18 protein-coding genes and 3 rRNA genes are annotated in these 24,440 nt (G+C 70.0%); 12 read left to right on the forward strand and 9 right to left on the reverse strand.

Annotated elements, in window-relative coordinates; genetic code table 11:
- Positions 1-24 precede the first annotated feature (24 nt).
- Positions 25-1,470 (reverse strand): DNA repair protein RadA, encoded by a 1,446-nt coding sequence (radA, locus tag H7827_RS17010; protein WP_386540196.1) that lies wholly within the window; start codon positions 1,468-1,470, stop codon positions 25-27.
- A 117-nt stretch (positions 1,471-1,587) separates the two neighbouring features.
- Here radA and H7827_RS17015 point away from each other — a divergent pair, with 117 nt between their 5' ends.
- Entirely contained in the window at positions 1,588-3,303 is a 1,716-nt protein-coding gene (locus tag H7827_RS17015) for a BACON domain-containing protein (protein WP_432746277.1), read from the forward strand.
- 35 nt (positions 3,304-3,338) lie between these two features.
- Here the strand turns inward: H7827_RS17015 and H7827_RS17020 are convergent, their stop codons facing one another.
- Positions 3,339-4,049, reverse strand: a complete 711-nt coding sequence (locus H7827_RS17020) for a TetR family transcriptional regulator (protein ID WP_432746279.1) — start codon at positions 4,047-4,049, stop codon at positions 3,339-3,341.
- A complete protein-coding gene (locus H7827_RS17025; RefSeq protein WP_386540218.1) occupies positions 4,039-4,878 on the reverse strand; it encodes a sugar phosphate isomerase/epimerase family protein in 840 nt (279 codons plus the stop codon). Before H7827_RS17025 ends, H7827_RS17020 begins: the two co-directional genes overlap by 11 nt.
- A 58-nt stretch (positions 4,879-4,936) precedes the next feature.
- On the opposite strand from H7827_RS17025, the gene H7827_RS17030 reads away from it, so the two are divergent.
- Together H7827_RS17030 and H7827_RS17035 are read left to right on the forward strand one after the other, a co-directional pair.
- The gene (locus H7827_RS17030) at positions 4,937-5,707 is read left to right on the forward strand and encodes an ABC transporter ATP-binding protein (RefSeq protein WP_432747995.1); all 771 of its coding nucleotides are present in this window, start codon (positions 4,937-4,939) and stop codon (positions 5,705-5,707) included.
- A complete protein-coding gene (locus H7827_RS17035) occupies positions 5,704-6,441 on the forward strand; it encodes an ABC transporter permease (protein ID WP_386540190.1) in 738 nt (245 codons plus the stop codon). Before H7827_RS17030 ends, H7827_RS17035 begins: the two co-directional genes overlap by 4 nt.
- Positions 6,442-6,511: 70 nt before the next feature.
- On the opposite strand, the gene H7827_RS17040 is transcribed toward H7827_RS17035, so the two are convergent.
- A complete protein-coding gene (locus H7827_RS17040; RefSeq protein ID WP_432746281.1) occupies positions 6,512-7,456 on the reverse strand; it encodes a Ppx/GppA family phosphatase in 945 nt (314 codons plus the stop codon).
- Here H7827_RS17040 and H7827_RS17045 point away from each other — a divergent pair.
- Together H7827_RS17045 and ilvD are read left to right on the forward strand one after the other, a co-directional pair.
- Positions 7,455-8,402 (forward strand): hypothetical protein, encoded by a 948-nt coding sequence (locus H7827_RS17045; protein WP_432746283.1) that lies wholly within the window; start codon positions 7,455-7,457, stop codon positions 8,400-8,402. The genes H7827_RS17040 and H7827_RS17045 overlap by 2 nt on opposite strands.
- A gap of 42 nt (positions 8,403-8,444) precedes the next feature.
- Positions 8,445-10,289, forward strand: a complete 1,845-nt coding sequence (gene ilvD, locus H7827_RS17050) for a dihydroxy-acid dehydratase (RefSeq protein WP_030734874.1) — start codon at positions 8,445-8,447, stop codon at positions 10,287-10,289.
- 144 nt (positions 10,290-10,433) lie between these two features.
- On the opposite strand, the gene H7827_RS17055 is transcribed toward ilvD, so the two are convergent.
- Positions 10,434-12,566: a protein kinase domain-containing protein gene (locus tag H7827_RS17055; RefSeq protein ID WP_432746285.1), complete on the reverse strand. Its 2,133-nt coding sequence runs from the start codon at positions 12,564-12,566 to the stop codon at positions 10,434-10,436.
- A 70-nt stretch (positions 12,567-12,636) separates the two neighbouring features.
- Between H7827_RS17055 and H7827_RS17060 the strand changes: the two genes are divergently transcribed.
- Genes H7827_RS17060 through proC form a run of 3 tightly spaced genes read left to right on the forward strand, consistent with a single transcriptional unit; the run spans position 12,637 to position 14,784 of the window.
- Positions 12,637-13,173, forward strand: a complete 537-nt coding sequence (locus H7827_RS17060) for a hypothetical protein (RefSeq protein ID WP_432746287.1) — start codon at positions 12,637-12,639, stop codon at positions 13,171-13,173.
- Positions 13,174-13,191: 18 nt separating this feature from the next.
- Positions 13,192-13,947, forward strand: coding sequence for a class I SAM-dependent methyltransferase (locus H7827_RS17065; RefSeq protein ID WP_432746289.1), 756 nt, complete (start codon positions 13,192-13,194; stop codon positions 13,945-13,947).
- 30 nt (positions 13,948-13,977) lie between these two features.
- Entirely contained in the window at positions 13,978-14,784 is an 807-nt protein-coding gene (proC, locus tag H7827_RS17070; RefSeq protein WP_432746291.1) for a pyrroline-5-carboxylate reductase, read from the forward strand.
- Between the two features lie 127 nt (positions 14,785-14,911).
- On the opposite strand, the gene H7827_RS17075 is transcribed toward proC, so the two are convergent.
- The 4 genes from H7827_RS17075 to H7827_RS17090 form a co-directional block, all read right to left on the reverse strand.
- Positions 14,912-15,916, reverse strand: a complete 1,005-nt coding sequence (locus H7827_RS17075) for an ABC transporter ATP-binding protein (protein WP_432746293.1) — start codon at positions 15,914-15,916, stop codon at positions 14,912-14,914.
- Position 15,917: 1 nt separating this feature from the next.
- Entirely contained in the window at positions 15,918-16,682 is a 765-nt protein-coding gene (locus H7827_RS17080) for an ABC transporter permease (RefSeq protein WP_432747996.1), read from the reverse strand.
- Positions 16,683-16,713: 31 nt separating this feature from the next.
- Positions 16,714-17,523: an ABC transporter permease gene (locus H7827_RS17085; RefSeq protein WP_386541871.1), complete on the reverse strand. Its 810-nt coding sequence runs from the start codon at positions 17,521-17,523 to the stop codon at positions 16,714-16,716.
- Positions 17,524-17,588: 65 nt separating this feature from the next.
- Positions 17,589-17,756, reverse strand: coding sequence for a hypothetical protein (locus H7827_RS17090; protein WP_386541869.1), 168 nt, complete (start codon positions 17,754-17,756; stop codon positions 17,589-17,591).
- 98 nt (positions 17,757-17,854) lie between these two features.
- Between H7827_RS17090 and H7827_RS17095 the strand changes: the two genes are divergently transcribed.
- The 4 genes from H7827_RS17095 to rrf all read left to right on the forward strand — a co-directional run bounded on the left by H7827_RS17095 (position 17,855) and on the right by rrf (position 24,405).
- A complete protein-coding gene (locus tag H7827_RS17095; protein ID WP_432746296.1) occupies positions 17,855-18,955 on the forward strand; it encodes a DUF5937 family protein in 1,101 nt (366 codons plus the stop codon).
- A 442-nt stretch (positions 18,956-19,397) separates the two neighbouring features.
- A 16S ribosomal RNA gene (locus H7827_RS17100) occupies positions 19,398-20,927 on the forward strand.
- A 188-nt stretch (positions 20,928-21,115) separates the two neighbouring features.
- Positions 21,116-24,238 (forward strand): 23S ribosomal RNA (locus H7827_RS17105).
- 50 nt (positions 24,239-24,288) lie between these two features.
- Positions 24,289-24,405, forward strand: a 5S ribosomal RNA gene (gene rrf, locus H7827_RS17110).
- Together the 16S, 23S and 5S rRNA genes form the textbook arrangement of a ribosomal RNA operon.
- Positions 24,406-24,440: the final 35 nt, after the last annotated feature.

A 24,440-nucleotide genomic window follows, 5' to 3' on the forward strand; every position in this document is an offset into this window, starting at 1 on the left:
GAAACCGCTTGAGTCCGGATGAGTCTACCGGCGTGCCCCCGTCACCCGTTCTGACGCTCCGCTCCCGGCCCGCTCACCGCCCCCGTCATCGCTGCCCCGGGAGCGGCGCGGCCCGCGCGGCAGCACCCGCAGCGCCTCGCCGATGTCCGCGACCTCCAGCACCCGCATGCCCGCCGGGGCCTCGCCCGAGTCCGCCGGGACCAGCGCGTGCGTGAACCCCAGCCGGGCCGCCTCCGCCAGCCGCCGCTGCACCCCGGTCACCCGCCGCACCTCGCCGGCCAGACCGACCTCGCCGATCGCCACCAGGTTGTTCGGCAGCGGGGTGTCGCTGGCGGCGCTCGCCAGCGCCAGCGCCACCGCCAGGTCGGCGGCCGGCTCCGACAGCCGCACCCCGCCCACGGTGGCCGTGTAGATGTCGTTCTTGCCCAGCGAGGTGATCTGCCCGCGCTGCTCCAGCACCGCCAGCATCATCGACACCCGGGAGGTCTCCAGGCCCGAGGTGGTACGGCGCGGGGACGGGATCTGGGTGCTGACCGTCAGCGACTGCACCTCGGCGACCAGCGGGCGCCGGCCCTCCAGGGTGACCGTCAGGCAGGTGCCGGGCACCGGCTCCTCGCGCCGGGTCAGGAACAGGCCCGAGGGGTCGGCGAGCGAGGTGATGCCCTGGTCGTGCAGTTCGAAGCAGCCGACCTCGTCGGTGGCCCCGTACCGGTTCTTCACGCCGCGCACCAGGCGCAGCCTGGCGTGCCGGTCGCCCTCGAAGTGCAGCACCACGTCCACCAGGTGCTCCAGCAGCCGGGGCCCGGCGATCGCCCCGTCCTTGGTGACGTGGCCCACCAGCAGCGTGGCCATGCCGCGTTCCTTGGCGGCCCTGATCAGCGCCCCCGCCACCTCCCGGACCTGGGCCATGCCGCCGGGCGCGCCGTCGATCTCGGCGGAGGCCACGGTCTGCACCGAGTCCAGCACGAGCAGGGAGGGCTTCACCGCGTCCAGCTGGCCCAGCACGGACCCCAGATCGGTCTCGGCGGCCAGGTACAGCTCGTCGTGGACCGCCCCGATCCGGTCCGCCCGCAGCCGCACCTGCCCGGCCGACTCCTCGCCCGTGACGTACAGCGTGCGGTGCTCGGCCGAGGCGGCCTTGGCGGCCACGTCGAGCAGCAGCGTGGACTTGCCGACCCCCGGCTCGCCGGCCAGCAGCACCACGGCGCCCGGCACCAGGCCGCCGCCCAGCACCCGGTCCAGCTCCGGCACCCCGGTGCTGCGCGCGGTCACCCGCCGGGTGTCGACCTGGCCGATCGGCACGGCCGGGGACGTCACCCGGGCCACCGCCGCCGTCCGCACCGCGGGGGCGCCGCCCACTTCCTCGACGGTGCCCCACGCCTGGCATTCGGGGCAGCGGCCCAGCCATTTGGCGGTGGACCAGCCGCACTCCGTACACCGGTAGGCGGGGCGATCAGATTTACGAGCCATGCGTCGACGTTAACCCCGGGCACTGACAGCGGATCAGCGCCCCTTGTCACCCATTAGGAGGAACCTTGTGCCGGTCGGGTTCTTGGGCGTCCGCCGGGCGCCTACCGTCGCCTGGTAATGAACAGCTGCCCCGAGCGTGCCACACGCACCACGACGCGCCCCCGCCCCGCCTCGGCGCCCGGCGCTCATCGCGTTCCCCGCGGGCGGGCGGCGGCGGACAAGGCCGCCTCCGGCAAGGCGGCGGGCAAGGCGGCGGAACGGCGGGGCCGCCGCCCGGCGGCGTACGAGGACGCCCATCTGGACGGCCTGTTCACGTACTGCCTGTCCATCATGTGCGAGCACGACACCGCCACAGCCGCGCTCGGCGAGGCGCTGGCCCTGGCGCGGCGGCAGCACGACCGGGGCCGCCGGCCGGCCGCCCCCGGCCAGTCCCGGGCGTGGCTGTACGCGCTGGCCCGCTGGACGTGCCTGCGGCGGCTCGCCGTGCAGCGGGAGGCGGGCGGCGCGGCGGAGCCCCGGGCGGCGGGCACGGCCGGGGCGGAGGCCCAGCTGCGCCGCCGTGAACTGGCGGCGCTGGCCTGGCCGGAGGCGGCGGGCACCAGCCCGGAACAGCGGGAGGCGCTGGAGCTGGCGGTGCGTCACCAGCTGTCGCCGGCCGAGGTCGCGCTCGTGCTGCGGCTCTCGGTGGACGCGGCGCGGGCGTTGCTGACCAGCGGGGCGTGCGAGGTGGAGCGCACCCGGGCGTCGCTGGCGGCGGTGGAGACGGGCGGCTGCCCCACGGTGGCCTCCCTGGCCGGCGAGGACCGACTCATGCTGCTGCGACCCGGTCTGCGCCGCGAACTGGTGCGGCACGTGGACGGCTGCGCGGTGTGCCGGCGGGCGGCCCAGCGGGCGATGGCGGGCGTGACCTGGCCGGGGACGGCGCCGGGCGAGGCGCGGCTGGCCGTCGTGGCGGCGCCGCGTTCGGCCGTGCACGCCGCGCTGCTGGTGGTGGAGCGGGCGCGGGCCCAGTACACGCCGCGGTTCGACCGCTCGGGGTTCCCGCTGACGGAGAAGGACCGGGCGGCGCGCCGGGACCGGCTGCGCAGCCGGGCGGTGACCACGACGGTGGTCGCCACGGTGCTGGCGGCGCCCGCGCTGGCGCTGTGGGCGGCGTACCGGGGCGCGCCGGTGACGGGAGAGGCGAGCGGGCCGGACGCGTCGGCGTCCGAGGACGACCGCGGCCTGGGCACGGCCGGCGGCGACGACTACGCGTACGAGAACACCGGGCGCTGGGAGGACTCGGCCGAGCTGGACGCGGACGGCGGGCGCGAACCGGCGGGCGAGGCCGGCGGGGAGACGCAGGAGCGGGAGCCGGTCGACGCCTCGCCCGAGGCGGACCCCGAGTCGCCGTCGCCGCCCGCCGCGTCGGACGGGGGCGCGGGCGGGGGCACCCGCCCGGCGCGGCCGGGGCGGCTGACGGTGGACGCCATGTCCACCGGCACCGGTACGGAGATCACCCTGACCGCCTCGGGCGGCGCGCCGGTGCGGTGGAGCGCGGTGTGGTCGGCGGAGTGGCTGTGGCTGAGTGCCACGTCGGGCACGTTGCAGCCGGGGGAGTCGGTCACGCTGGTGGTGACGGTGGACCGGGAGCGGGAGCCGTCCGGGCCCTGGCAGGGCCGGATCACCATCGAGCCCGCCGGTGCCACGGTCACCATCGAGGGCCACGGCCGGCAGTCACCCGAGCCGACCCCGACACCGCCGCCGCCGACCGAGGAGCCCACCCCGGAGCCGACGGACCCGCCCGCGACCGACCCGGCCCCGTCGGACCCGCCGCCCGCCGAACCGACCTGACCTGAGCCGGCCCGACGGTGCGCCGTACGGCCCGCTCAGCTCGCCGACGGGGCGGCGCCGGTCAGGTGGTGCTGGACCACCGGGGCCAGGCGGGCGATCAGGGTCTCGGCGTCCTCGGTGGCGATCGGCGGCATCTTCAGCGCGTACCGCAGCAGCACCGTGCCCACCAGCTGGGCCGCCGCCAGTTCGGCGCGCAACTGCGCGTCGGCCGCGTCCAGGGTTTTGGCCAGCCGCGACAGCAGCTGGCCCGCGATGAACTCACGGAAGATCCGGGCCGCCGTCTCGTGGGTGAGGGCCGAGCGGACGATCGCCAGCAGGGGCGCGCGGGTCACCGGGTTCTCCCAGATCCGGAAGAACATCCGGGTGAACTCCTCGCCCGCCCGGTCCGGCGCGACCCGGTCGAGAGCGGCGATCCGGTCCGTCACCGGCGCCGCCGTCAGGGCCACGGCCGCGGAGAACAGACCTTCCTTCGTACCGAAGTAGTGGTGCACCAGTGCCTGGTCGACCTCCGCGCCGCGCGCGACGGCCCGGACCGAGGTCTTCTCGTAGCCGCGCTCGGCGAACAGCTCGCGGGCCGATGCCAGGATCCGCTCCTGGGTGCCGGGCCCGCCGCCGCTCTCGCCCCTGGCCGGCCGGCCCCGTCGCCTGCGCGGTGTTCCGTCGCTCCCCGCCGTCCCGTCCGGCGGCGCCCCGTCGGCGCGCCCGGCGGATCCGTCCGTGGCGGCCCGGGTGTCCTCAGCGCTCACCGTCGGGGCCTCCGGCCGCCGCCCCGGCGCGCAGGTGCATCCGGGTGTAGGCCAGCGCCTCGGCCAGGTCGGCCTCCCGCTCGGCCGCCGACATGGCGCGCCGGGTGTTGACCTCGATCACCACGTGCCCGTCGTACCCGGCCGCCGCCAGTGTGTGCAGCAACTCCGCGCAGGGCTGGGTGCCGCGTCCCGGCACCAGGTGCTCGTCCCGTCCCGATCCGCTGCCGTCGCCCATGTGGACGTGCCCGAGCCGGTCGCCCATCCGGGTGGCCATGGCCAGGGCGTCGCTGCGGGAGGTCGCCGCGTGCGACAGATCGAGGGTGAAGTGCCGGAAGTCCTCCTCGGTGGGGTCCCAGCCGGGGGCGTACGCCAGCATCTCGCGGTCCCGGTACCGCCAGGGGTACATGTTCTCCACGGCGAACCTGACGTCCGTCTCGTGCGCCATCCGGCCGACGCCGGCCACGAAGTCCCTGGCGTAGCCGCGCTGCCAGCGGAACGGCGGGTGCACGACCACGGTGCTCGCGCCGAGCCGGTCGGCGGCGTCGCGGGCCCGGAGCAGCTTGCGCCACGGGTCGGTGGACCACACCCGCTGGGTCACCAGCAGGCAGGGGGCGTGAATGGCGAGCACCGGGACCCCGTACTGGTCGGAGAGCCGGCGCAGTGCCTCGATGTCCTGGCTCACCGGGTCGGTCCACACCATGACCTCGACCCCGTCGTAGCCGAGGCGAGCGGCTGTCGCGAAGGCGGCCGCGGTGTTCTCCGGATACACCGAGGCGGTCGACAGCGCGACCTTCGTCCCCGGTTTCGCCTGATGTGCCACGCGCTCCAGCCTAAGGGGCCGCTTTCGCTTGACGGGCGCGGCCGTGCGCAGCAATATTCATCGCATGATGAATAAACGACCGGATGCGGAGGCCGTCGCCGCCGCGGTACGGGCCACCGGTCTCGATGTCGTCCGCGGCGGCGCCCGGGTCATCAGGGATCTCGACTTCACCGTCCCATCCGGCAGCGTCACCGGGCTGCTGGGCCCGTCCGGCTGCGGCAAGACCACCCTGATGCGCGCCGTCGTCGGCGCCCAGGCCCGGGTCGGCGGCACCCTGGAGGTGCTCGGCCTCCCGGCCGGCAGCCCGCCGCTGCGGCACCGGATCGGGTACGTCACCCAGGACCCGTCCGTCTACCGGGATCTGACCGTGCGGCAGAACCTCGACTACTTCGCCGCCGTACTCGGCATCCCGCGCGCCCGGCGCGCGGAAGCGGTCTCCGCGGCGCTCGGCGACGTGGACCTGACCGGCAAGGCGGACGCGCTCACCGCCTCGCTCTCCGGCGGTCAGCGCTCCCGCGTCTCGCTGGCCGTCGCCCTGCTCGGCACCCCCGAGCTGCTGATCCTGGACGAGCCGACGGTCGGCCTCGACCCGGTGCTGCGGCGCGATCTGTGGGACCTGTTCCACCGGCTGGCCGCCGAACGCGGCACCACGCTGCTGATCTCCTCGCACGTCATGGACGAGGCCGACCGCTGCCACCGGCTGCTGCTGATGCGCGAGGGCGTCCTCCTCGCCGAGGGCAGCCCGGACGAACTGCGCGCCACCACCGGCACCGCCACCATCGAGGGCGCGTTCCTGCGCCTGGTCGACACCGCTGACGAGGGAGGCGCGTCCGCGTGAGCCCCGCCCGTACCCTCGCCACCGCCCGCCGCGTCCTGCGCCAGCTGCGCCACGATCCGCGCACCGTGGCGCTGCTGCTGCTCGTCCCGGTGCTGCTGCTGACGCTGCTCTTCTACGTCTTCGACAACAAGAACGCCGAGTTCGACCGCATCGGTTCGTCCCTGCTCGGCATCTTCCCGATGCTGACCATGTTCCTGGTGACCTCCATCGCCACCCTGCGCGAACGCACCTCCGGCACCCTGGAACGGCTGCTCGCCATGCCGCTGGCCAAGGCCGACCTGATCCTCGGCTACGCGCTGGCCTTCGGCACCCTCGCCGTCCTCCAGGCGGGACTGGTCACCGGGATCGCCGTGTGGCTGCTGAACCTCACCGTCGCCGGATCGCCCTGGCTGCTGCTGCTCGTCGCCGTCCTCACCGCCCTGCTCGGCACGGCGATGGGCCTGTTCGTCTCGGCCTTCGCCGCCTCCGAGTTCCAGGCGGTGCAGTTCATGCCGGCGTTCGTCTTCCCGCAACTGCTGCTGTGCGGGCTGTTCACGCCCCGCGACACCATGCAGCCGGTGCTCCAGTACGTCTCCGACGTGCTGCCCATGTCCTACTCCGTCGACGCCGCCGAGCAGGTGCTCCGGCACAGCGGCGTCACCGGCCACTACCTGCGCGACCTGGGCATCGTCGCGGCCGTCGCGCTCGGCGTCCTGATCCTGGGCTCCGCCACCCTGCGGCGGCGCACCGCATAGGACCGCGCGCCGCGCAGAACCGCGCCCGGGAACCGCGCCCCGCCCGTCCGGGCGGGGCGGCCCGGCACCGTCACCGCTCGGGCGAGCCGTTGCGCATCCCGTCCAGCCGGCGCAGGATCACCCCTTCGCGCAGCGCCCACGGGCAGATCTCCACCGACTCCACGTCGAACAGATCCAGCGCCGCCTCCGCGACCACCGCCCCGGCCAGCAACTGCGGAGCCCGCCCCTGCGAGACCCCCGGCAACTGGGCCCGCTCCGCCGCCGGCATCACCATCAGCTTCGGCGCCCACGAGCGCAGGTCCTCACGGCTGAGGTCACGCCGTACGTACAGCCCTTCCGCCGCCCGTGCCGCGCCCGCCAGCCGGGCCAGCTGCCGGAACGTCTTGGAGGTGGCCACCACCCGGTCCGGTGCCCCGAAACGGGTGAAGTCGCCGACCACCCGGGCGATCTCGCTCCGCACCTCGCGCCGCAGCGCCTTCACCGCCGCCGGGTCCGGCGGATCCCCGGGCAGCCGCGCCGCCGTCAGCCGCCCCGCGCCCAGCGGCAGCGACACCGCCGTGTCCGGCGCCTCGTCCACCCCGTACGCGATCTCCAGCGAGCCGCCGCCGATGTCGAACAGCAGCAGCCGCCCCGCCGACCAGCCCAGCCAGCGGCGCGCGGCCAGGAACGTCAGCCGCGCCTCGTCCGCCCCCGAGAGCACCTGGAGGGCCACGCCGGTCTCCCGCGCCACGCGTTCCAGCACCACGTCCGCGTTGCTCGCCTCGCGCACCGCCGAGGTCGCGAACGGCAGCAGCTCCGCCACCCCCTGGTCCTCGGCGACCTCCAGCGCTTCCTTGACCACCGCGATCAGTCGCTCTATCCCGACGGTGTCGATCGCACCCCTGTCGTCCAGCAACTCCGCCAGCCGCAACTCCGCCTTGTGCGAGTAGGCCGGCAGCGGCCGCGCACCCGGATGCGCGTCGACGACCAGCAGATGCACCGTATTGGATCCCACGTCGAGAACACCGAGCCTCATGAGGGTCAACGCTACCCGGGGCCCTTACCCTGGCGTGGTGGCAATCACGAAGAGGGCGAAGGCGGGCAGAACAGTCAGGCAGCTCGATGGAGCACGGCGGCGTGCCGCCGGCGACGAGGTGGCGCTGGATCACCCCCGCGCATGGGTGGAGTTCCCCGATCCCGCCGACCCCGAGCAGGTCTTCCGCTGTGATCTGACCTGGCTGACGTCCCGCTGGCACTGTGTGTTCGGCGACGGCTGTCAGGGCATCAAGGCGGGCCGCGCCTCCGACGGGTGCTGCACCCTGGGCGCGCACTTCTCGGACGAGGAGGACGAGGCCCGGGTGGCCTCGCACGCCGCCCGGCTGACCGCCGAGACCTGGCAGTTCCACGCAGAGGGCACCTCCGAGCGCGGCTGGATCCAGCTGGACGACGACGGGGAGCGGCAGACCCGGCGCTTCGAGGGGGCGTGCATTTTCCTCAACCGCCCCGGGTTCGGCGCGGGCGCCGGCTGCGCGCTGCACACCATGGCGCTCGCCGAGGGCCGCGAGCCGCTGGAGACCAAGCCCGACGTCTGCTGGCAGCTGCCGGTGCGGCGCACCTACGAGTGGGTGGAGCAGCCGGACGGCGAGGAACTGCTGTACGTGTCGATCGGCGAGTACGACCGGCGCGGCTGGGGCCCCGGCGGCCACGACCTGCACTGGTGGTGCACGGGCGCGCCCAGCGCGCACGGCGCCGGGCGCCCGGTGTACGTCTCCTACCGGCCCGAGCTGATCGAGCTGATGGGCAAGGACGGGTACGAGGAGCTGGCCCGGCTGTGCGAGCAGCGGCTGGCCGTGCACGCCGCCGTGCCCCCGGGCGTGCGCCCGCTTCCGCTGCTGGCACCGCACCCCGCCGACCAGGCCGACCCTGTGTGCTCCGTCTCGGATTCCGGGATGTCCGTCCCAGCTCCCGGGCGGGAGGCGTAGCCTCGACGTACGCAGCTCCATGTCCTGAAGGAGAGCAGAATCATGGCGACCCTGAGGTCCCGCACCGTCACCCACGGCCGCAACATGGCGGGCGCCCGCGCCCTTCTCCGGGCCGCCGGCGTAGAGCGGGAGGACTTCGGCAAGCCGATCATCGCCGTAGCCAACAGCTTCACCGAGTTCGTGCCGGGCCACACCCACCTCCAGCCGGTGGGCCGCATCGTCTCCGACGCCATCAAGGCGGCCGGCGGCATCCCGCGCGAGTTCAACACCATCGCGGTGGACGACGGCATCGCCATGGGCCACAGCGGGATGCTGTACTCCCTGCCCTCGCGCGATCTGATCGCCGACTCCGTGGAGTACATGACGGAGGCGCACTGCGCGGACGCGCTGATCTGCATCTCCAACTGCGACAAGATCACCCCCGGGATGCTGATGGCAGCCCTGCGCCTGAACATCCCCACCGTCTTCGTCTCCGGCGGCCCGATGGAGGCCGGCAAGACGACCCTGGTGGACGGCACCGTCCGCTCCAACCTCGACCTGGTGCACGCCATGTCCGAGGCCGTCTCCGACGCGACCTCGGACGAGGACCTGCTGCGGATCGAGGAAGCGGCCTGTCCGACGTGCGGCTCGTGTTCCGGGATGTTCACCGCGAACTCCATGAACTGCCTCGTCGAGGCGCTGGGCCTGGCCCTGCCCGGCAACGGCTCGGTGCTGGCCACCCACACCGCCCGCAAGGAGCTGTACGAGGCGGCCGGCCGTACCGTCGTGGAGATCACCCAGCGGTACTACGACCAGGACGACGCCACGGTGCTGCCGCGCGCGCTGGCCTCGCGGGCGGCGTTCGAGAACGCGATGGCGCTGGACGTGGCCATGGGCGGCTCCACCAACACCGTGCTGCACCTGCTGGCGGCGGCCGTCGAGGCGGAGCTGGACTTCGGCCTCGCCGACATCGACGCCGTCTCGCGCCGGGTGCCGTGCGTGTGCAAGGTCGCGCCGAACGGGGCGTACCACATGGAGGACGTGCACCGGGCCGGCGGCATCCCCGCCATCCTGGGCGAGCTGCACCGCGCCGGGTTCCTGAACGAGGACGTGCACGCGGTGCACGCCGACTCGCTGGACGAGTGGCTCAAGCAGTGGGACATCCGGGGCGGCTCGCCCGCGCCGGAGGCGGTGGAGATGTTCCACGCGGCGCCGGGGTGTGTGCGCTCGGCCAAGGCGTTCTCGCAGTCCGAGCGGTGGGCCACGCTGGACGTGGACGCGGCCGGCGGGTGCATCCGGGACGCGGCCCACGCGTACTCGGCGGACGGCGGGCTCGCCGTGCTGACCGGGAACCTGGCGCCCGACGGCGCCGTCGTGAAGACGGCCGGCGTGGACGAGTCGATCTGGACCTTCACCGGCCCGGCCGTCGTCGTCGAATCGCAGGAGCAGGCGGTCGACGCGATCCTGGCCAAGCGGGTCAAGGAGGGCGACGTGGTCGTCGTCCGCTACGAGGGCCCCAAGGGCGGTCCGGGCATGCAGGAGATGCTGTACCCGACCGCGTTCCTCAAGGGCCGCGGGCTCGGAGCCAAGTGCGCGCTGATCACCGACGGCCGGTTCTCCGGCGGCACCTCGGGCCTGTCCATCGGCCATGTCTCCCCGGAGGCGGCCTCGGGCGGCGCGATCGCGCTGGTCCGGGACGGCGACATGATCAGCATCGACATCCCCAACCGGGCCATCGAGCTCCAGGTGCCGGAGGCCGAGCTGGCGGCGCGCCGCGAGGCGCTCGGCGGCCGGTACGCGCCGGTGGGGCGCGAGCGCAAGGTGTCGCTGGCGCTGCGCGCGTACGCGGCGATGGCTCTGAGCGCGGACAAGGGCGCGGTGCGCGACATCAGCAAGCTGGAGGGCTGACCTTCCGGGGCTGCCCCGAGCAGCCGGGCCGATGGCGGCGCCGGAGCGCTCCGTACGCGGGTCTCCCCGGCCGGGACGGTTCACTCGTCCGGGCCGGGGAGACCCGCGACGACGTTTCGGGGAGCACCCACCCCCCGGCGCGGGTCACAGGTCGGGCAGCCGCACCGAGTAGAGCGTGTTCCCCAGCGTCACCACGTACGCCCAGCCGTCCGCCACCACCGGCGCCGGCGCCCAGGCGCCGCTGCCCAGGCCCGGGGTGCCCTCGTGCGGCTCGCCCGACCACAGCGTGCCGCCGTCGGCGCTGTCCACGATGACCAGCCGCCCCCGCCCGTCCACGGTGTACAGCCGGCCGTCCGCCACCGTCGGCGTGGACGCGCCGCTCACCCCGGTGTCCTCGCTCCAGCGGATCTCGCCCGCCGCCGCGTCCACCGCCGTCACCCGGCCCGCCGAGTCCGTCGCGTACACCAGGCCGTCGTCCGCGAGCACCGAGCGCGGATCGGCCATGTGCGGCAGCTCCGTCCGCGTCCACTCCCCGGTGTCCAGATCCATCCGCTGCACGGCCACCGACACCGGCAGCTCCGGGTCCCACTCGTCGAAGTACGCCGCCTGACCGTCGAGCCCCACCAGCTCCAGCAGGCTGCCGGTGTCCGGGGGCGTGCGCGGGGCGTGCCAGCGCGGATTGCCGGACTCGTCCAGCAGCATCAGCTCGGGGAAGCCCCCGGACTCCTCCTCACGGCTCACCACCAGCACGCGGTCCTCGTGGGCCCGCATGTCCGTCAGATAGCGCCCCGGGGCCTCCCACAGGCCCACCCGCTCCGGGGCGTCCTGGGCGTAGAACCGCACCGTGCTGTCGCCGTTCCGCAGCGCGATCCGGTCGCCCACGGCCACCAGCTCCCCGTTCAGCTCCGGCGCGTCGATCTCCCACAGCTCCTCGCCGCCGTCCGGATCGAGGGCGACCAGGCCCTGCTGCGAGCGCGCGAAGACCACCTCGCCCGCCGCCAGCCCTTCCGGCGGCAGCATCGCGGTGCGCGGCCCGTCGTGCCGCCACAGCTCGCCGCCGGACACCTCCAGCGCGACGGTACGCAGCCCCTGCGCCGTGCACAGCAGACCGTCCGGGGCCAGCGCCCGGCAGCGGAACCCCTCGGTCGGCGCGTCCTGCACCCCGAACGCGGTCAGGTCCAGCTCCCACGGCTCGGCGGCCGGCGCGGGGGCCGCCGACGTCCCGCCGGGGTCTCCCGCGGGCGGCGCCGTCGAACCGTCGTGCGGCCACAGCAGACGCGCCCCGACCCCGGCCGCCGCCAGGACGGCCACCGCGACCGCCGCGACCAGCAGCAGCCTCCGTGTGCGCGACCCGCGCGGTCCGGCCGTGACCGGACCCGGCCCCGTGGCCGGCTCCGCCGTGCCCCGCGCGGCCTGCCACACCGGCGACGCCCGTACCTCACCCGCCTGCGCCCGGGAGTCCGCCCACGCCGCCATCCGCAGCACCGTGGCCACGTCCGGCCGCCGCTCCGGGTCCTTCGCCAGACACAGCGCCACCAGTTCGCGCAGCGGCTCGGGCACCGCGGCGAGATCCGGCTCCTCGTGCACCACCCGGTAGGCCACGGCCAGCGGATCGGGCCCCGGCAGCTCGCCGCCCGACTCGAAGGGACTGCGCCCTGTCGCCGCGAACGCCACCACCGCGCCCAGCGCGAACACATCCGCAGCCTGCGTCACCTCGGCGCCGCCGGTCAGCTGCTCCGGCGCCATGAAGGGCGGCGAGCCCAGCACCGCGCCCGTCTCCGTCAACCGGTGCGAGTCCGACAGCGCCCGCGAGATGCCGAAGTCGATGACCCGCACCCCGTCCCCGGCCAGCAGCACATTGCCCGGCTTCAGATCCCGGTGCACCAGCCCCCGGCCGTGGATGTCGCGCAGCGCCTCCGCCAGCTGCGCGCCCACCCGCGCCGCCTCGCGCGCCCCCAGCGGGCCGTCGCGGCCCACCCGGTCGGTGAGCGAACCGCCGGGAACGAACAGCGTGGCCAGCCACGGCGGATCGCCGTCCGGGTCGGCGTCGATCACCGGGGCGGTGTACGCGCCGCCCACCTTGCGGGCCGCCGCCACCTCCCGGCGGAACCGGGCCCGGAACCCCGGGTCCTGGGCGTACTCCCGGCGGATCACCTTCACCGCGACCTGCCGTCCCGCGACCGTGCGGGCGAGGTAGACCACCCCCATGCCGCCGCTGCCCAGACGCCGTTCCAGCACGTAGTCGCCGAGCCTGTCCGGCGCGGTGCCGTCCGTCATGGCCGCTCCCCTGAGACAAGTGGAAACTCACCCTACAAAGGGCAAGGGCCCGCCCGTCATAATCGACAACATGTCCACACCCCAGACACAGCGACCCCAGCCGGACCCGATCCGCTTCTACGGCACCAGCTGGGTGGACCACACGCGCGGTTACGGCGCGCGGCGCTTCGCGCTCGGCCTCGGGGCGTCCCTGCTGGCGGCCCTCGGCATCCTGGGGCTGAAGCTGGGCTACAACGGGCTGACGCTGTCGCAGAGCGCGTCCTGGCTGCGCGTCCTGGTGATCGTCGCCTTCGCGGGCTGCACGGCCATGGCCTTCACCCGCGCCATGCGCGGCTGGACCCGCCCCCAGCCTTCGGCCGGCGCGGACGAGGCCGCCTTCCGCAGCATCAAGATCATCGGCTTCGTCGGGATCCTGCTGGCGTACGCGCTGCGCAGCGCGGTCGAGGCGCCGGGCGAGCGGATGCGCCGCATGGACCACGAGGCGGCCGTCGAGCATTACGAACGCCTCACCTCCAAGCGCTCCCGCAACCCCTCCCGCAAGGCCGGCCGCGCCGGGGATGGGGGCACCCCCGGCCGAAGGCGGGGGGAGGGTGCCAGGCGCCGCTGAGCGGGAAGGGGAGAGCGTATGACCGCCTCCAAGGCCACCCTCGCCTCCTCCTTCAACGCCATCGCCACCGAGTACGCGGCCAGCCGCCCCGGCTACCCCACCGCGCTCTACGACGCCGTCGAGGAATTGACGGGACGTCCGCTGGCCGGGGCCGACGTCCTGGACGTGGGCGCGGGCACCGGCATCGGCACCGCCCCGATGGTGGCGCGCGGGGCACGGGTCACCGCCGCCGAACCCGGCCCCGGCATGGCCGCCCAACTCCGCTCCCAGCTCCCGGACGTTCCCGTCGTGCGCGGCTCGGGCGACGCGCTCCCCTTCGCCGCGGATTCCTTCGATCTGGTGACCTACGCCCAGGCCTGGCACTGGACGGACCCCACCCGTTCCGTCCCCGAAGTGCTGCGCGTCCTGCGGCCCGGCGGCGCGCTCGCGCTGTGGTGGAACGTCCCCGACGACTCCGTCCAGTGGGTCGCCGCCCAGCAGGACCGCCTCACCCCCCGCCACCAGTTCGACGTCACCGACCGCGCTCCCGCTCTCGTCCGGGACCTCGCCCCCGCCCTCACCCCCCGTTACCGCGAGCTGCGCTGGTCCCGCACCATCCCGCTGGACACCCACGTCGCCTCCCTCGCCACCCACTCCACGCTCGCCACCCTGCCCGCCGACCGCGCCGCTGCCCTGCTGGAGGCCGAGCGCGCCGCGCTGCGCGAGGTCTTCCCGGACGGACAGGTCACCGAGCCGTACCTCGTGCGGCTGACCGCTGTGCGGACACCGGCCTGACACCCCCGGCCCGCAGTGCACCATGGGGGAATGACTCAGAAGATCGCTGTTCTCGGCACCGGCAAGATCGGTGAGGCCCTCCTCGGCGGCATGCTGCGCGGCGGCTGGGCCCCCGGCGACGTGCTGGTGTCCGCGCGCCGGGCCGAGCGGGCCGAGGCCCTGCGCGCCCGGTACGGGGTCACCGCCGTCTCCAACGCCGAGGCCGCCAAGAGCGCCGACACCCTCATCCTGTCCGTCAAGCCCCAGGACATGGGCGCCCTGCTCGACGAACTCGCCCCGCACACCCCCGCCGACCGGCTCGTCATCTCGGTCGCCGCCGGCATCCCCACCGCCTTCGTCGAGGAGCGCCTGACCCCCGGCACGCCGGTGGTGCGGGCCATGCCCAACACGGCCGCGCTGGTGGACGAGGGCATGACCGTCATCTCCGGCGGCGCGCACGCCACCGAGGAGCAGCTCGCGCACGCCGAACGCCTCCTGGGCGGCGTCGGCGCGACCATGCGGCTGCCGGAGTCCCAGCAGGACGCCGCCACCGCGCTGTCCGGCTCGGGGCCCGCGTACTTCTACTACCTGGTCGAGGCCATGACGGACGCCGGCATCCTGCTGGGCCTGCCCCGCGACAAGGCGCACGACCTGATCGTGCAGGCCGCCGTCGGCGCCTCCGTGATGCTGCGCGACAGCGGCGAACACCCCGTCGTGCTGCGCGAGGCCGTCACCTCGCCCGGCGGCACCACCATCAACGCGATCCGCGAACTGGAAAAGCACGGCGTGCGCGCCGCCCTCATCGCGGCACTGGAGGCGGCCCGCGACCGCAGCCGCGAACTCGCCTCCGGACGGTAGCCGCCGGGTGGGCCGCCGGGCGGGGGCGATGGCGGCCAGGACGTTCGCCCCGGCCGCCGGAACACCAGGACCCTCGCCGCCCGGCCCCGGCCGAGGACCCCGCACGACGATGTTCACGACCGCCCGCTCAGGACGTCACCCCCACCGCCTCCCCCTGGGCGTCCCCGGCGTACATCCGGGCGATGACATCCTCGATGTCCGGCTCTTGCACCGACAGATCGACCAGCGGATACGCCTCGGCGACCCGCGCCACCAGCGGGGCCGCGCTCGCCCCGGCCGGGAACGCCAGCCACTGGCGCGGGCCCTCCACCCGTACGGTGCGCGCCCCCTCGACACTGATCGGCGGCTGCTCGCGCTCCAGATCCACCACCAACTGCCGCTCGCTCGCACCGGCCTCGTGCAGCCCGGCCAGGTCGCCGTCGTACATCAGCCGTCCGTGGTCGATCACCATCACCCGGCGGCACAACTGCTCGATGTCGGTCAGATCGTGGGTGGTGAGCAGCACCGTCGTGCCCCGCTCGGCGTTCAGGTCCCGCAGAAACCCGCGCACCTTCGCCTTGCTGATCACATCGAGCCCGATCGTCGGCTCGTCCAGGTACAGCACCTCAGGATCGTGCAGCAGCGCCGCCGCGATGTCGCCGCGCATCCGCTGCCCGAGCGACAACTGCCGCACCGGTACGTCCAGCAGCTCCGCCAGATCCAGCAGTTCCACGCAGCGCTCCAGGTTCTCCCGGAACCTGGCGCGCGGCACCCGGTACATGCGGCGCACCAGACCGTACGAATCTCGCAGCGGCAGATCCCACCACAGCGTGGTGCGCTGACCGAACACCACCCCGATCCGCCGGGCCAGCCGGGCGCGCTCGCGCTGCGGATCGATGCCCGCCACCCGCAGCCGGCCCCCGCTCGGGGTCAGGATCCCGGTCAGCATCTTGATCGTGGTCGACTTCCCGGCACCGTTCGGACCGATGTACCCGACCATCTCGCCGCGCCGCACGGTGAACGAGATGCCGTCCACCGCCCGCACCTCGGTACGGGTCCGCCGGAACCGGCCCGCCTTCCGCCGCACCTGGAAGACCTTCTCCAGATCCTCCAGCACGATCAGCTCGTCCCGCGTCGTGTCCATGCCGCTCATCTCAGCTCCCCGTACTCCGATAGGTCCGGATCCCCACCCGCCACACCACGGCGGTCAGCACGCACAGGGCGACCGCCACCAGCGGGGAGAGGAAGTCCACCCAGCCGGGCAGCCCCAGAGGGCTCTCCCGGTCCAGCAACCGCAGCAGCGGTATCCAGTTCACAAAGGCCAGCGGGACGAGGTACGTCACCCCGCGCAGCAGCTCGGTGCCGTAGATCGTCGGCGGGTACTGGAGCAGCCGGTTGCCGCCGTAGGTCACCGAGTTCTGCACCTGGGCCGCGTCCTGCGCCCAGAACTGGAACGCCCCGCCGAGTGCCCACAGCGCCCCGAAGATCACCGCGCCGCACCCGATCACCCCGGCCAGCAGCACGTACTCCAGCGGCGAGAACGTGGTGTCCAGGCGGGAGATCGCCCAGCCCAGCACCAGCACCCCCTGGATGATCCGGCCCACCCGGCGCAGCACGAACCGGTCGGCGGCGACCTGGGCGAACAGCGGAACGGGACGGATCAGCATGGTGTCAACGCTGCCGTCCCGGATCCGGGCGCCCAGCTGGTCCATGTTGCCGAGGAACAGGTCCGCGAGCCCCAGGGAACAACTGGCGGTGGCGTACATGAGCGCCACCTCGCCGACCGAGAAACCGCCCAGCTGGTCGACGTGCGAGAAAATAATCAGAATGCCCACGAATTCCAGCGCGCTGCTCGCCGCGTGCCCGAGCGTGGTGAGCACGAACGAGGCGCGGTACGCGAGCGTGGAACGGAACCACATCGCGGCGATCAGCGCGTAACCGCGCAGACCCTCAACCACCCTGCACCACCACACGCCGCGTCGCCGCCGCCTGCACGGCGCGCCCCAGCAGCAGCAGGACGACCGCCCACACCAGCGGGAACAGCAGCACGGCGAACGCGCCGGCGCCCGAGTACCGCCCCAGCAGCACATCGGCCGGCACCTGGAGCAGCGCCGCCCACGGCAGCCACTGGAGGAAGGTGCCGAGTTGTTCGGGGAACACCGTGAGCGGCATCACCATCCCGGAACAGAACATTCCGAGCAGATTGCTGACCATGTTCAGCCCGTTGCCGTCGAGCAGCCAGAAGGCGACCAGCGCCACCAGGAAGTTGATCGCGAAACTCACCAGCAGGGCCAGCAGCACCGCGCAGCCGAACAGCAGCCAGCGCAGCGGATCGGTGGGCAGCGCCAGCTCGAAGACCAGCGCCCCGACGGCCAGCGGCACCACCCCGCGCCCCAGCAGATGGAAAACGGCCCGGCCGAGATCGGCCGAAAGCCACCACATCTGGAGATCCACCGGCCGGTAGAGATCGATGGAGACCGCTCCGGTACGGATCCGCTCCTGCAGTTCCTCACGGAAACCGCCGCCGATGACGGCGGTGGCGGCGAGCAGTCCCTGGCCCACCCACGCGAAGGTGAGCGCCTGCGCCTGGTCGTAACCCCCGAGATCGGGGCGCTGATCCCACAGCGCGATAAACGTGTAGCTCATGAAGAAACCGAAGATCGTATTGGTGAATACACCGGCGGCAGTAGCGACCCGATAGGTCGCATAACGCCGGAAACTACTGCCTGCGACAGCGCGGTACAGCCCGGACGTCCGCATGTCAGAAACCCCCTTTTCCTCCGGAGCCAAAACGCCGGAGCCTAGGGGGCCGCGGGAGAGGCCCGCTACCGAATATCGGGGCCGCGCCGGCGGAATCGGCGGATACGCAGGAACGCCCGCGGTCGCCGCCGCAGCCGGTGCAGCTGTACGGCGTCCCAATAGGCCGCGTCGAGTTCGCCGGTGGAGGAACGCCAGGGATGGCGGGGATCGAAGAACGAGGTGTCGGTGCCCATGGCCACACGCTGCGCCAGGCAGCGGCCAGGGCGCGCGTGGATTGACGAGGACGGTCAACCGACTCCCCGGTGGGCCCCGCGCTCACCAGAATGGGGACATGACCGTGGTCATCGACATCGCAGGACTGCCTGCCGAGCACTTCCACTTCGGTCCCTCCCCGCTGGCCGAACTCGGCGCGGCGCTGCACGTGCTGTCCGAGCCGGGCCACCATCCCGACCGCGCGGAATGGGCCGCCGCCGTGCACCGCGCGCTGCCCGCCGATCTGGCCGACCGGCTGACCGAGGCGGACTTCCTGTGGCGTTCGACCCGCTCCGACATCCTGCTGCCGACCGCTCCGGGCCGCACGTTGCGGGAGGAGCTCGACGTGGCGGAGGAGATGAGCGACGAGCGGTACGTCGGGGCCGCCCTGGAGATATCTTGCGCGGCCTGGCGGTACGGGGATCCCGGCGCGACGAATCCGCTCACGGACCCCCGGGGACGGGATCACGCCCTGGAGCGCGCGGCGGCCCGCGGCCCGCGCCAGCGGGCCTTCGTGGAGCGGCTGCTGCTGGACCCGGCGGCGGTGCGGGCGTGGATACGGCGACTGCTGGAGGACTGCCACGAGGCGTTCTTCGCACAGATGTGGGAGGAGATACGCCCCGGGCTGGCCGCCGACGCCCGGCACAAGACCGAGCTGTTGCGGCACAAGGGGCTGGCCGCCGCGATGCGGGCGGTGTCGCCCGTCATCACGGTGGACGAGGCCGGGGGCAGGCTCACGATCGACAAGATCCACGACGGACGGACGACGGCGCTGGACCGGACGGCGGGCCTGGGCATCGCCCTCTTCCCGACAGCTTTCGGCCGGCCGCATCTGATCGCGCTGCACGCCACCGGATGGCGGCCGGTGATCCAGTACCCGGTGGCCTCCTCGAACCTGCCGCACCCGGCGACACCGGAGACGCTGGCGCGACGGCTGGAGGCACTGGCCCATCCGACACGGCTGCGGATGTGCCGCAGTCTGGCCCTCGCCCCGCACACGACGGGGGAGTTGGCCGGCTCGCTGCGCATGAGCGCGCCCGAGGTCTCCCGTCATCTGGCGGTGATGCGCAAGGCCGGCCTGCTGACGACACGGCGGCAGGGGCGGTACGCGCAGCACTGTCTGGACCTGGGTGTGGTGGCCCGGCTGGGGACCGAGTTCCTGGAAACGGTGCTGCGTTGAGGCCGCTCCGGGGGTGGTCGGAGAGCACCTGGGACAGGGGTGCGCCCGGCCGTGTGACCTCGATTTGACACTGTCTCCGCGGGGTCCGTAAGGTCCACCAGGTTGCCGCCCAGGGGGCACGTTCTCAGGCCAGGATCCGGATTTGGATCGGCCGGGGAAATCCCCTAAAGTGGTGGACACGCCGGAGGGCGAAAAACTTACCGGGCCGAAAGGCTCAACTCCTCCCAGCGGAGGCCAAGTTCGGGAAACCGAGTGTGGTAAGCTGGGAAACACGAAGGGAAAGCCCGGAGGGGCCTGAGAGGGAACCAAAGGAAGCATCCGTTCCTTGAGAACTCAACAGCGTGCCAAATAGTCAATGCCAGATTATTTACTGAGTCTGCATCTCGACCTCGTCTGAGGTGCAGCATTTAAGCGAGGATTTTCCTTGCTCTTACATGAAGCATTCATGGAGAGTTTGATCCTGGCTCAGGACGAACGCTGGCGGCGTGCTTAACACATGCAAGTCGAACGATGAACCGGTTTCGGCCGGGGATTAGTGGCGAACGGGTGAGTAACACGTGGGCAATCTGCCCTGCACTCTGGGATAAGCCCGGGAAACTGGGTCTAATACCGGATACGACACATGAGCGCATGCTCGTGTGTGGAAAGTTCCGGCGGTGCAGGATGAGCCCGCGGCCTATCAGTTTGTTGGTGGGGTAGTGGCCTACCAAGACGACGACGGGTAGCCGGCCTGAGAGGGTGACCGGCCACACTGGGACTGAGACACGGCCCAGACTCCTACGGGAGGCAGCAGTGGGGAATATTGCACAATGGGCGAAAGCCTGATGCAGCGACGCCGCGTGAGGGATGACGGCCTTCGGGTTGTAAACCTCTTTCAGCAGGGAAGAAGCGAAAGTGACGGTACCTGCAGAAGAAGCACCGGCTAACTACGTGCCAGCAGCCGCGGTAATACGTAGGGTGCAAGCGTTGTCCGGAATTATTGGGCGTAAAGAGCTCGTAGGCGGCCTGTCGCGTCGATTGTGAAAGCCCAGGGCTTAACCCTGGGTCTGCAGTCGATACGGGCAGGCTAGAGTTCGGTAGGGGAGATCGGAATTCCTGGTGTAGCGGTGAAATGCGCAGATATCAGGAGGAACACCGGTGGCGAAGGCGGATCTCTGGGCCGATACTGACGCTGAGGAGCGAAAGCGTGGGGAGCGAACAGGATTAGATACCCTGGTAGTCCACGCCGTAAACGGTGGGCACTAGGTGTGGGCAACATTCCACGTTGTCCGTGCCGCAGCTAACGCATTAAGTGCCCCGCCTGGGGAGTACGGCCGCAAGGCTAAAACTCAAAGGAATTGACGGGGGCCCGCACAAGCGGCGGAGCATGTGGCTTAATTCGACGCAACGCGAAGAACCTTACCAAGGCTTGACATACACCGGAAACGGCCAGAGATGGTCGCCCCCTTGTGGTCGGTGTACAGGTGGTGCATGGCTGTCGTCAGCTCGTGTCGTGAGATGTTGGGTTAAGTCCCGCAACGAGCGCAACCCTTATCCTGTGTTGCCAGCGGATCCCTTCGGGGGTGCCGGGGACTCACGGGAGACTGCCGGGGTCAACTCGGAGGAAGGTGGGGACGACGTCAAGTCATCATGCCCCTTATGTCTTGGGCTGCACACGTGCTACAATGGCCGGTACAATGAGCTGCGATACCGCGAGGTGGAGCGAATCTCAAAAAGCCGGTCTCAGTTCGGATTGGGGTCTGCAACTCGACCCCATGAAGTCGGAGTCGCTAGTAATCGCAGATCAGCATTGCTGCGGTGAATACGTTCCCGGGCCTTGTACACACCGCCCGTCACGTCATGAAAGTCGGTAACACCCGAAGCCGGTGGCCTAACCCCTTGTGGGAGGGAGCTGTCGAAGGTGGGACTGGCGATTGGGACGAAGTCGTAACAAGGTAGCCGTACCGGAAGGTGCGGCTGGATCACCTCCTTTCTAAGGAGCTTCTAGACCGCGAGAGCGGTCCAGAGCCACTACGCCGGCGAGTGTTCGGCGGTGGTTTGCTCATGGGTGGAACATTGACTGCATCATTTGGTTCGCTGTTGGGTGTCTGAAGGTACGGCTGTGAAAGGTCGAATCTTCGGTTGTTGTTTGAGAATTGCACAGTGGACGCGAGCATCTGTGGCCAAGTTTTTAAGGGCGCACGGTGGATGCCTTGGTACCAGGAACCGATGAAGGACGTGGGAGGCCGCGATAGTCCCCGGGGAGTTGTCAACCTAGCTGTGATCCGGGGGTTTCCGAATGGGGAAACCCGGCAGTCGTTATGGGCTGTCACCCACTGCTGAATGTATAGGCGGTGTGGAGGGAACGCGGGGAAGTGAAACATCTCAGTACCCGCAGGAAGAGAAAACAACCGTGATTCCGGGAGTAGTGGTGAGCGAAACCGGAGGAGGCTAAACCGTATGTGTGTGATACCCGGCAGGGGTTGCGCATGCGGGGTTGTGGGAGCTTTTTTGATCGTTCTGCCGGACGGTCGGTGAGTAAGAAACTGTGTGGATAGGCGAAGGGCATGCGAAAGGCCCGGCGTAGAGGGTAAGACCCCCGTAGCTGAAATCTGCATGGCTCACTTAAAGGTTTCCCAAGTAGCATGGGGCCCGAGAAATCCTGTGTGAATCTGGCGGGACCACCCGTTAAGCCTAAATATTCCCTGGTGACCGATAGTGGATAGTACCGTGAGGGAATGGTGAAAAGTACCGCGGGAGCGGAGTGAAATAGTTCCTGAAACCGTGTGCCTACAAGCCGTGGGAGCGTCGTCATGCGCACTTGTGTGTATGGCCGTGACTGCGTGCCTTTTGAAGAATGAGCCTGCGAGTTTGCGGTGTGTTGCGAGGTTAACCCGTGTGGGGTAGCCGTAGCGAAAGCGAGTCCGAACAGGGCGATTGAGTAGCATGCCCTAGACCCGAAGCGGAGTGATCTAGCCATGGGCAGGGTGAAGCGAGGGTAAGACCTCGTGGAGGCCCGAACCCACCAGAGTTGAAAATCTGGGGGATGACCTGTGGTTAGGGGTGAAAGGCCAATCAAACTCCGTGATAGCTGGTTCTCCCCGAAATGCATTTAGGTGCAGCGTCGTGTGTTTCTTGCCGGAGGTAGAGCACTGGATAGGTGATGGGCCTTACCGGGTTACTGACCTTAGCCAAACTCCGAATGCCGGTAAGTGAGAGCGCGGCAGTGAGACTGTGGGGGATAAGCTCCATGGTCGAGAGGGAAACAGCCCAGAGCATCGACTAAGGCCCCTAAGCGTGTGCTAAGTGGGAAAGGATGTGGAGTCGCAGAGACAACCAGGAGGTTGGCTTAGAAGCAGCCACCCTTGAAAGAGTGCGTAATAGCTCACTGGTCGAGTGATTCTGCGCCGACAATGTAGCGGGGCTCAAGTACACCGCCGAAGTCGTGTCACTGCAACAATACTTCTAACGAGGGTTGTGGTGGGTAGGGGAGCGTCGTGTGCCGGGTGAAGCAGCCGTGGAAACGAGTTGTGGACGGTATGCGAGTGAGAATGCAGGCATGAGTAGCGATACAAGAGTGGGAAACTCTTGCGCCGATTGACTAAGGGTTCCTGGGTCAAGTTGATCTGCCCAGGGTAAGTCGGGGCCTAAGGCGAGGCCGACAGGCGTAGTCGATGGATAACCGGTTGATATTCCGGTACCCGTTGTGGAGCGCCAACGCTGAATCAGGCGATGCTAAGCCCGCGAAGCCGCCATCTGTCCCTTCGGGGGTGGGTGGAGTGGTGGAGTCGGTGGTCCAGACCTGTAGTAGGTGAGTGATGGGGTGACGCAGGAAGGTAGTCCAGCCCGGGCGGTGGTTGTCCCGGGGTAAGGGTGTGGCCCGTGGAGCAGGTAAATCCGTTCCACACGAGGGTGAGACCTGATGCCGAGCCGATTGTGGTGAAGTGGATGATCCTATGCTGTCGAGAAAAGCCTCTAGCGAGTTTCACAATGGCCCGTACCCTAAACCGACTCAGGTGGTCAGGTAGAGTATACCGAGGCGTTCGGGTGAACTATGGTTAAGGAACTCGGCAAAATGCCCCCGTAACTTCGGGAGAAGGGGGGCCATTTCCGGTGATGAGACTTGCTCTCTGAGCTGGGGGTGGCCGCAGAGACCAGCGAGAAGCGACTGTTTACTAAAAACACAGGTCCGTGCGAAGCTGTAAGGCGATGTATACGGACTGACGCCTGCCCGGTGCTGGAACGTTAAGGGGACCGGTTAGTCACATTTCGGTGTGGCGAAGCTGAGAACTTAAGCGCCAGTAAACGGCGGTGGTAACTATAACCATCCTAAGGTAGCGAAATTCCTTGTCGGGTAAGTTCCGACCTGCACGAATGGCGTAACGACTTCTTGACTGTCTCAACCATAGGCCCGGTGAAATTGCACTACGAGTAAAGATGCTCGTTTCGCGCAGCAGGACGGAAAGACCCCGGGACCTTTACTATAGCTTGATATTGGTGTTCGGTTCGGTTTGTGTAGGATAGGTGGGAGACTGTGAAGCCTGGACGCTAGTTCAGGTGGAGTCGTTGTTGAAATACCACTCTGATCGTGCTGGATGTCTAACCTGGGTCCGTGATCCGGATCGGGGACAGTGTCTGGTGGGTAGTTTAACTGGGGCGGTTGCCTCCTAAAGAGTAACGGAGGCGCCCAAAGGTTCCCTCAGCCTGGTTGGTCATCAGGTGGTGAGTGTAAGTGCACAAGGGAGCTTGACTGTGAGACTGGCAGGTCGAGCAGGTGCGAAAGCAGGGACTAGTGATCCGGCGGTGGTTTGTGGAAGCGCCGTCGCTCAACGGATAAAAGGTACCCCGGGGATAACAGGCTGATCTTCCCCAAGAGTCCGTATCGACGGGATGGTTTGGCACCTCGATGTCGGCTCGTCGCATCCTGGGGCTGGAGTTGGTCCCAAGGGTTGGGCTGTTCGCCCATTAAAGCGGTACGCGAGCTGGGTTTAGAACGTCGTGAGACAGTTCGGTCCCTATCCGCTGCGCGCGCAGGAGTCTTGAGAAGGGCTGTCCCTAGTACGAGAGGACCGGGACGGACGAACCTCTGGTGTGCCAGTTGTTCTGCCAAGGGCATGGCTGGTTGGCTACGTTCGGAAAGGATAACCGCTGAAAGCATCTAAGCGGGAAGCCTGCTTCGAGATGAGGACTCCCACCCACTTGATGGGTTAAGGCTCCCTGTAGACGACAGGGTTGATAGGCCAGATATGGAAGCCTTGTAAGAGGTGGAGTTGACTGGTACTAATAGGCCGAGGGCTTGTCCTCAGATGCTCGCGTCCACTGTGATTTTTTTTCGAATGACAACCATTTAGAGTTTCGGTGGTCATGGCGAAAGGGAAACGCCCGGTTACATTCCGAACCCGGAAGCTAAGCCTTTCAGCGCCGATGGTACTGCATGGGGGACCGTGTGGGAGAGTAGGTCGCCGCCGAACAATTTTTATACAGAGTAGGCCCGTTGGGGATTCCG

This window comes from Streptomyces sp. JH002 (assembly GCF_050916115.1).
Taxonomy (GTDB): domain Bacteria; phylum Actinomycetota; class Actinomycetes; order Streptomycetales; family Streptomycetaceae; genus Streptomyces; species Streptomyces xiamenensis.

What these genes read in the sequence shown, in the direction of transcription:
- radA (WP_386540196.1), bottom strand. Translation starts at nt 1,470, where the DNA reads ATGGCTCGTAAATCTGATCGCCCCGCCTACCGGTGTACGGAGTGCGGC.
- H7827_RS17015 (WP_432746277.1), top strand. Translation starts at nt 1,588, where the DNA reads ATGAACAGCTGCCCCGAGCGTGCCACACGCACCACGACGCGCCCCCGC.
- H7827_RS17030 (WP_432747995.1), top strand. Translation starts at nt 4,937, where the DNA reads ATGAATAAACGACCGGATGCGGAGGCCGTCGCCGCCGCGGTACGGGCC.
- H7827_RS17045 (WP_432746283.1), top strand. Translation starts at nt 7,455, where the DNA reads ATGAGGGTCAACGCTACCCGGGGCCCTTACCCTGGCGTGGTGGCAATC.
- H7827_RS17040 (WP_432746281.1), bottom strand. Translation starts at nt 7,456, where the DNA reads ATGAGGCTCGGTGTTCTCGACGTGGGATCCAATACGGTGCATCTGCTG.
- ilvD (WP_030734874.1), top strand. Translation starts at nt 8,445, where the DNA reads ATGGCGACCCTGAGGTCCCGCACCGTCACCCACGGCCGCAACATGGCG.
- H7827_RS17055 (WP_432746285.1), bottom strand. Translation starts at nt 12,566, where the DNA reads ATGACGGACGGCACCGCGCCGGACAGGCTCGGCGACTACGTGCTGGAA.
- H7827_RS17060 (WP_432746287.1), top strand. Translation starts at nt 12,637, where the DNA reads ATGTCCACACCCCAGACACAGCGACCCCAGCCGGACCCGATCCGCTTC.
- H7827_RS17065 (WP_432746289.1), top strand. Translation starts at nt 13,192, where the DNA reads ATGACCGCCTCCAAGGCCACCCTCGCCTCCTCCTTCAACGCCATCGCC.
- proC (WP_432746291.1), top strand. Translation starts at nt 13,978, where the DNA reads ATGACTCAGAAGATCGCTGTTCTCGGCACCGGCAAGATCGGTGAGGCC.
- H7827_RS17075 (WP_432746293.1), bottom strand. Translation starts at nt 15,916, where the DNA reads ATGAGCGGCATGGACACGACGCGGGACGAGCTGATCGTGCTGGAGGAT.
- H7827_RS17080 (WP_432747996.1), bottom strand. Translation starts at nt 16,682, where the DNA reads ATGTGGTTCCGTTCCACGCTCGCGTACCGCGCCTCGTTCGTGCTCACC.
- H7827_RS17085 (WP_386541871.1), bottom strand. Translation starts at nt 17,523, where the DNA reads ATGCGGACGTCCGGGCTGTACCGCGCTGTCGCAGGCAGTAGTTTCCGG.
- H7827_RS17090 (WP_386541869.1), bottom strand. Translation starts at nt 17,756, where the DNA reads ATGGGCACCGACACCTCGTTCTTCGATCCCCGCCATCCCTGGCGTTCC.
- H7827_RS17095 (WP_432746296.1), top strand. Translation starts at nt 17,855, where the DNA reads ATGACCGTGGTCATCGACATCGCAGGACTGCCTGCCGAGCACTTCCAC.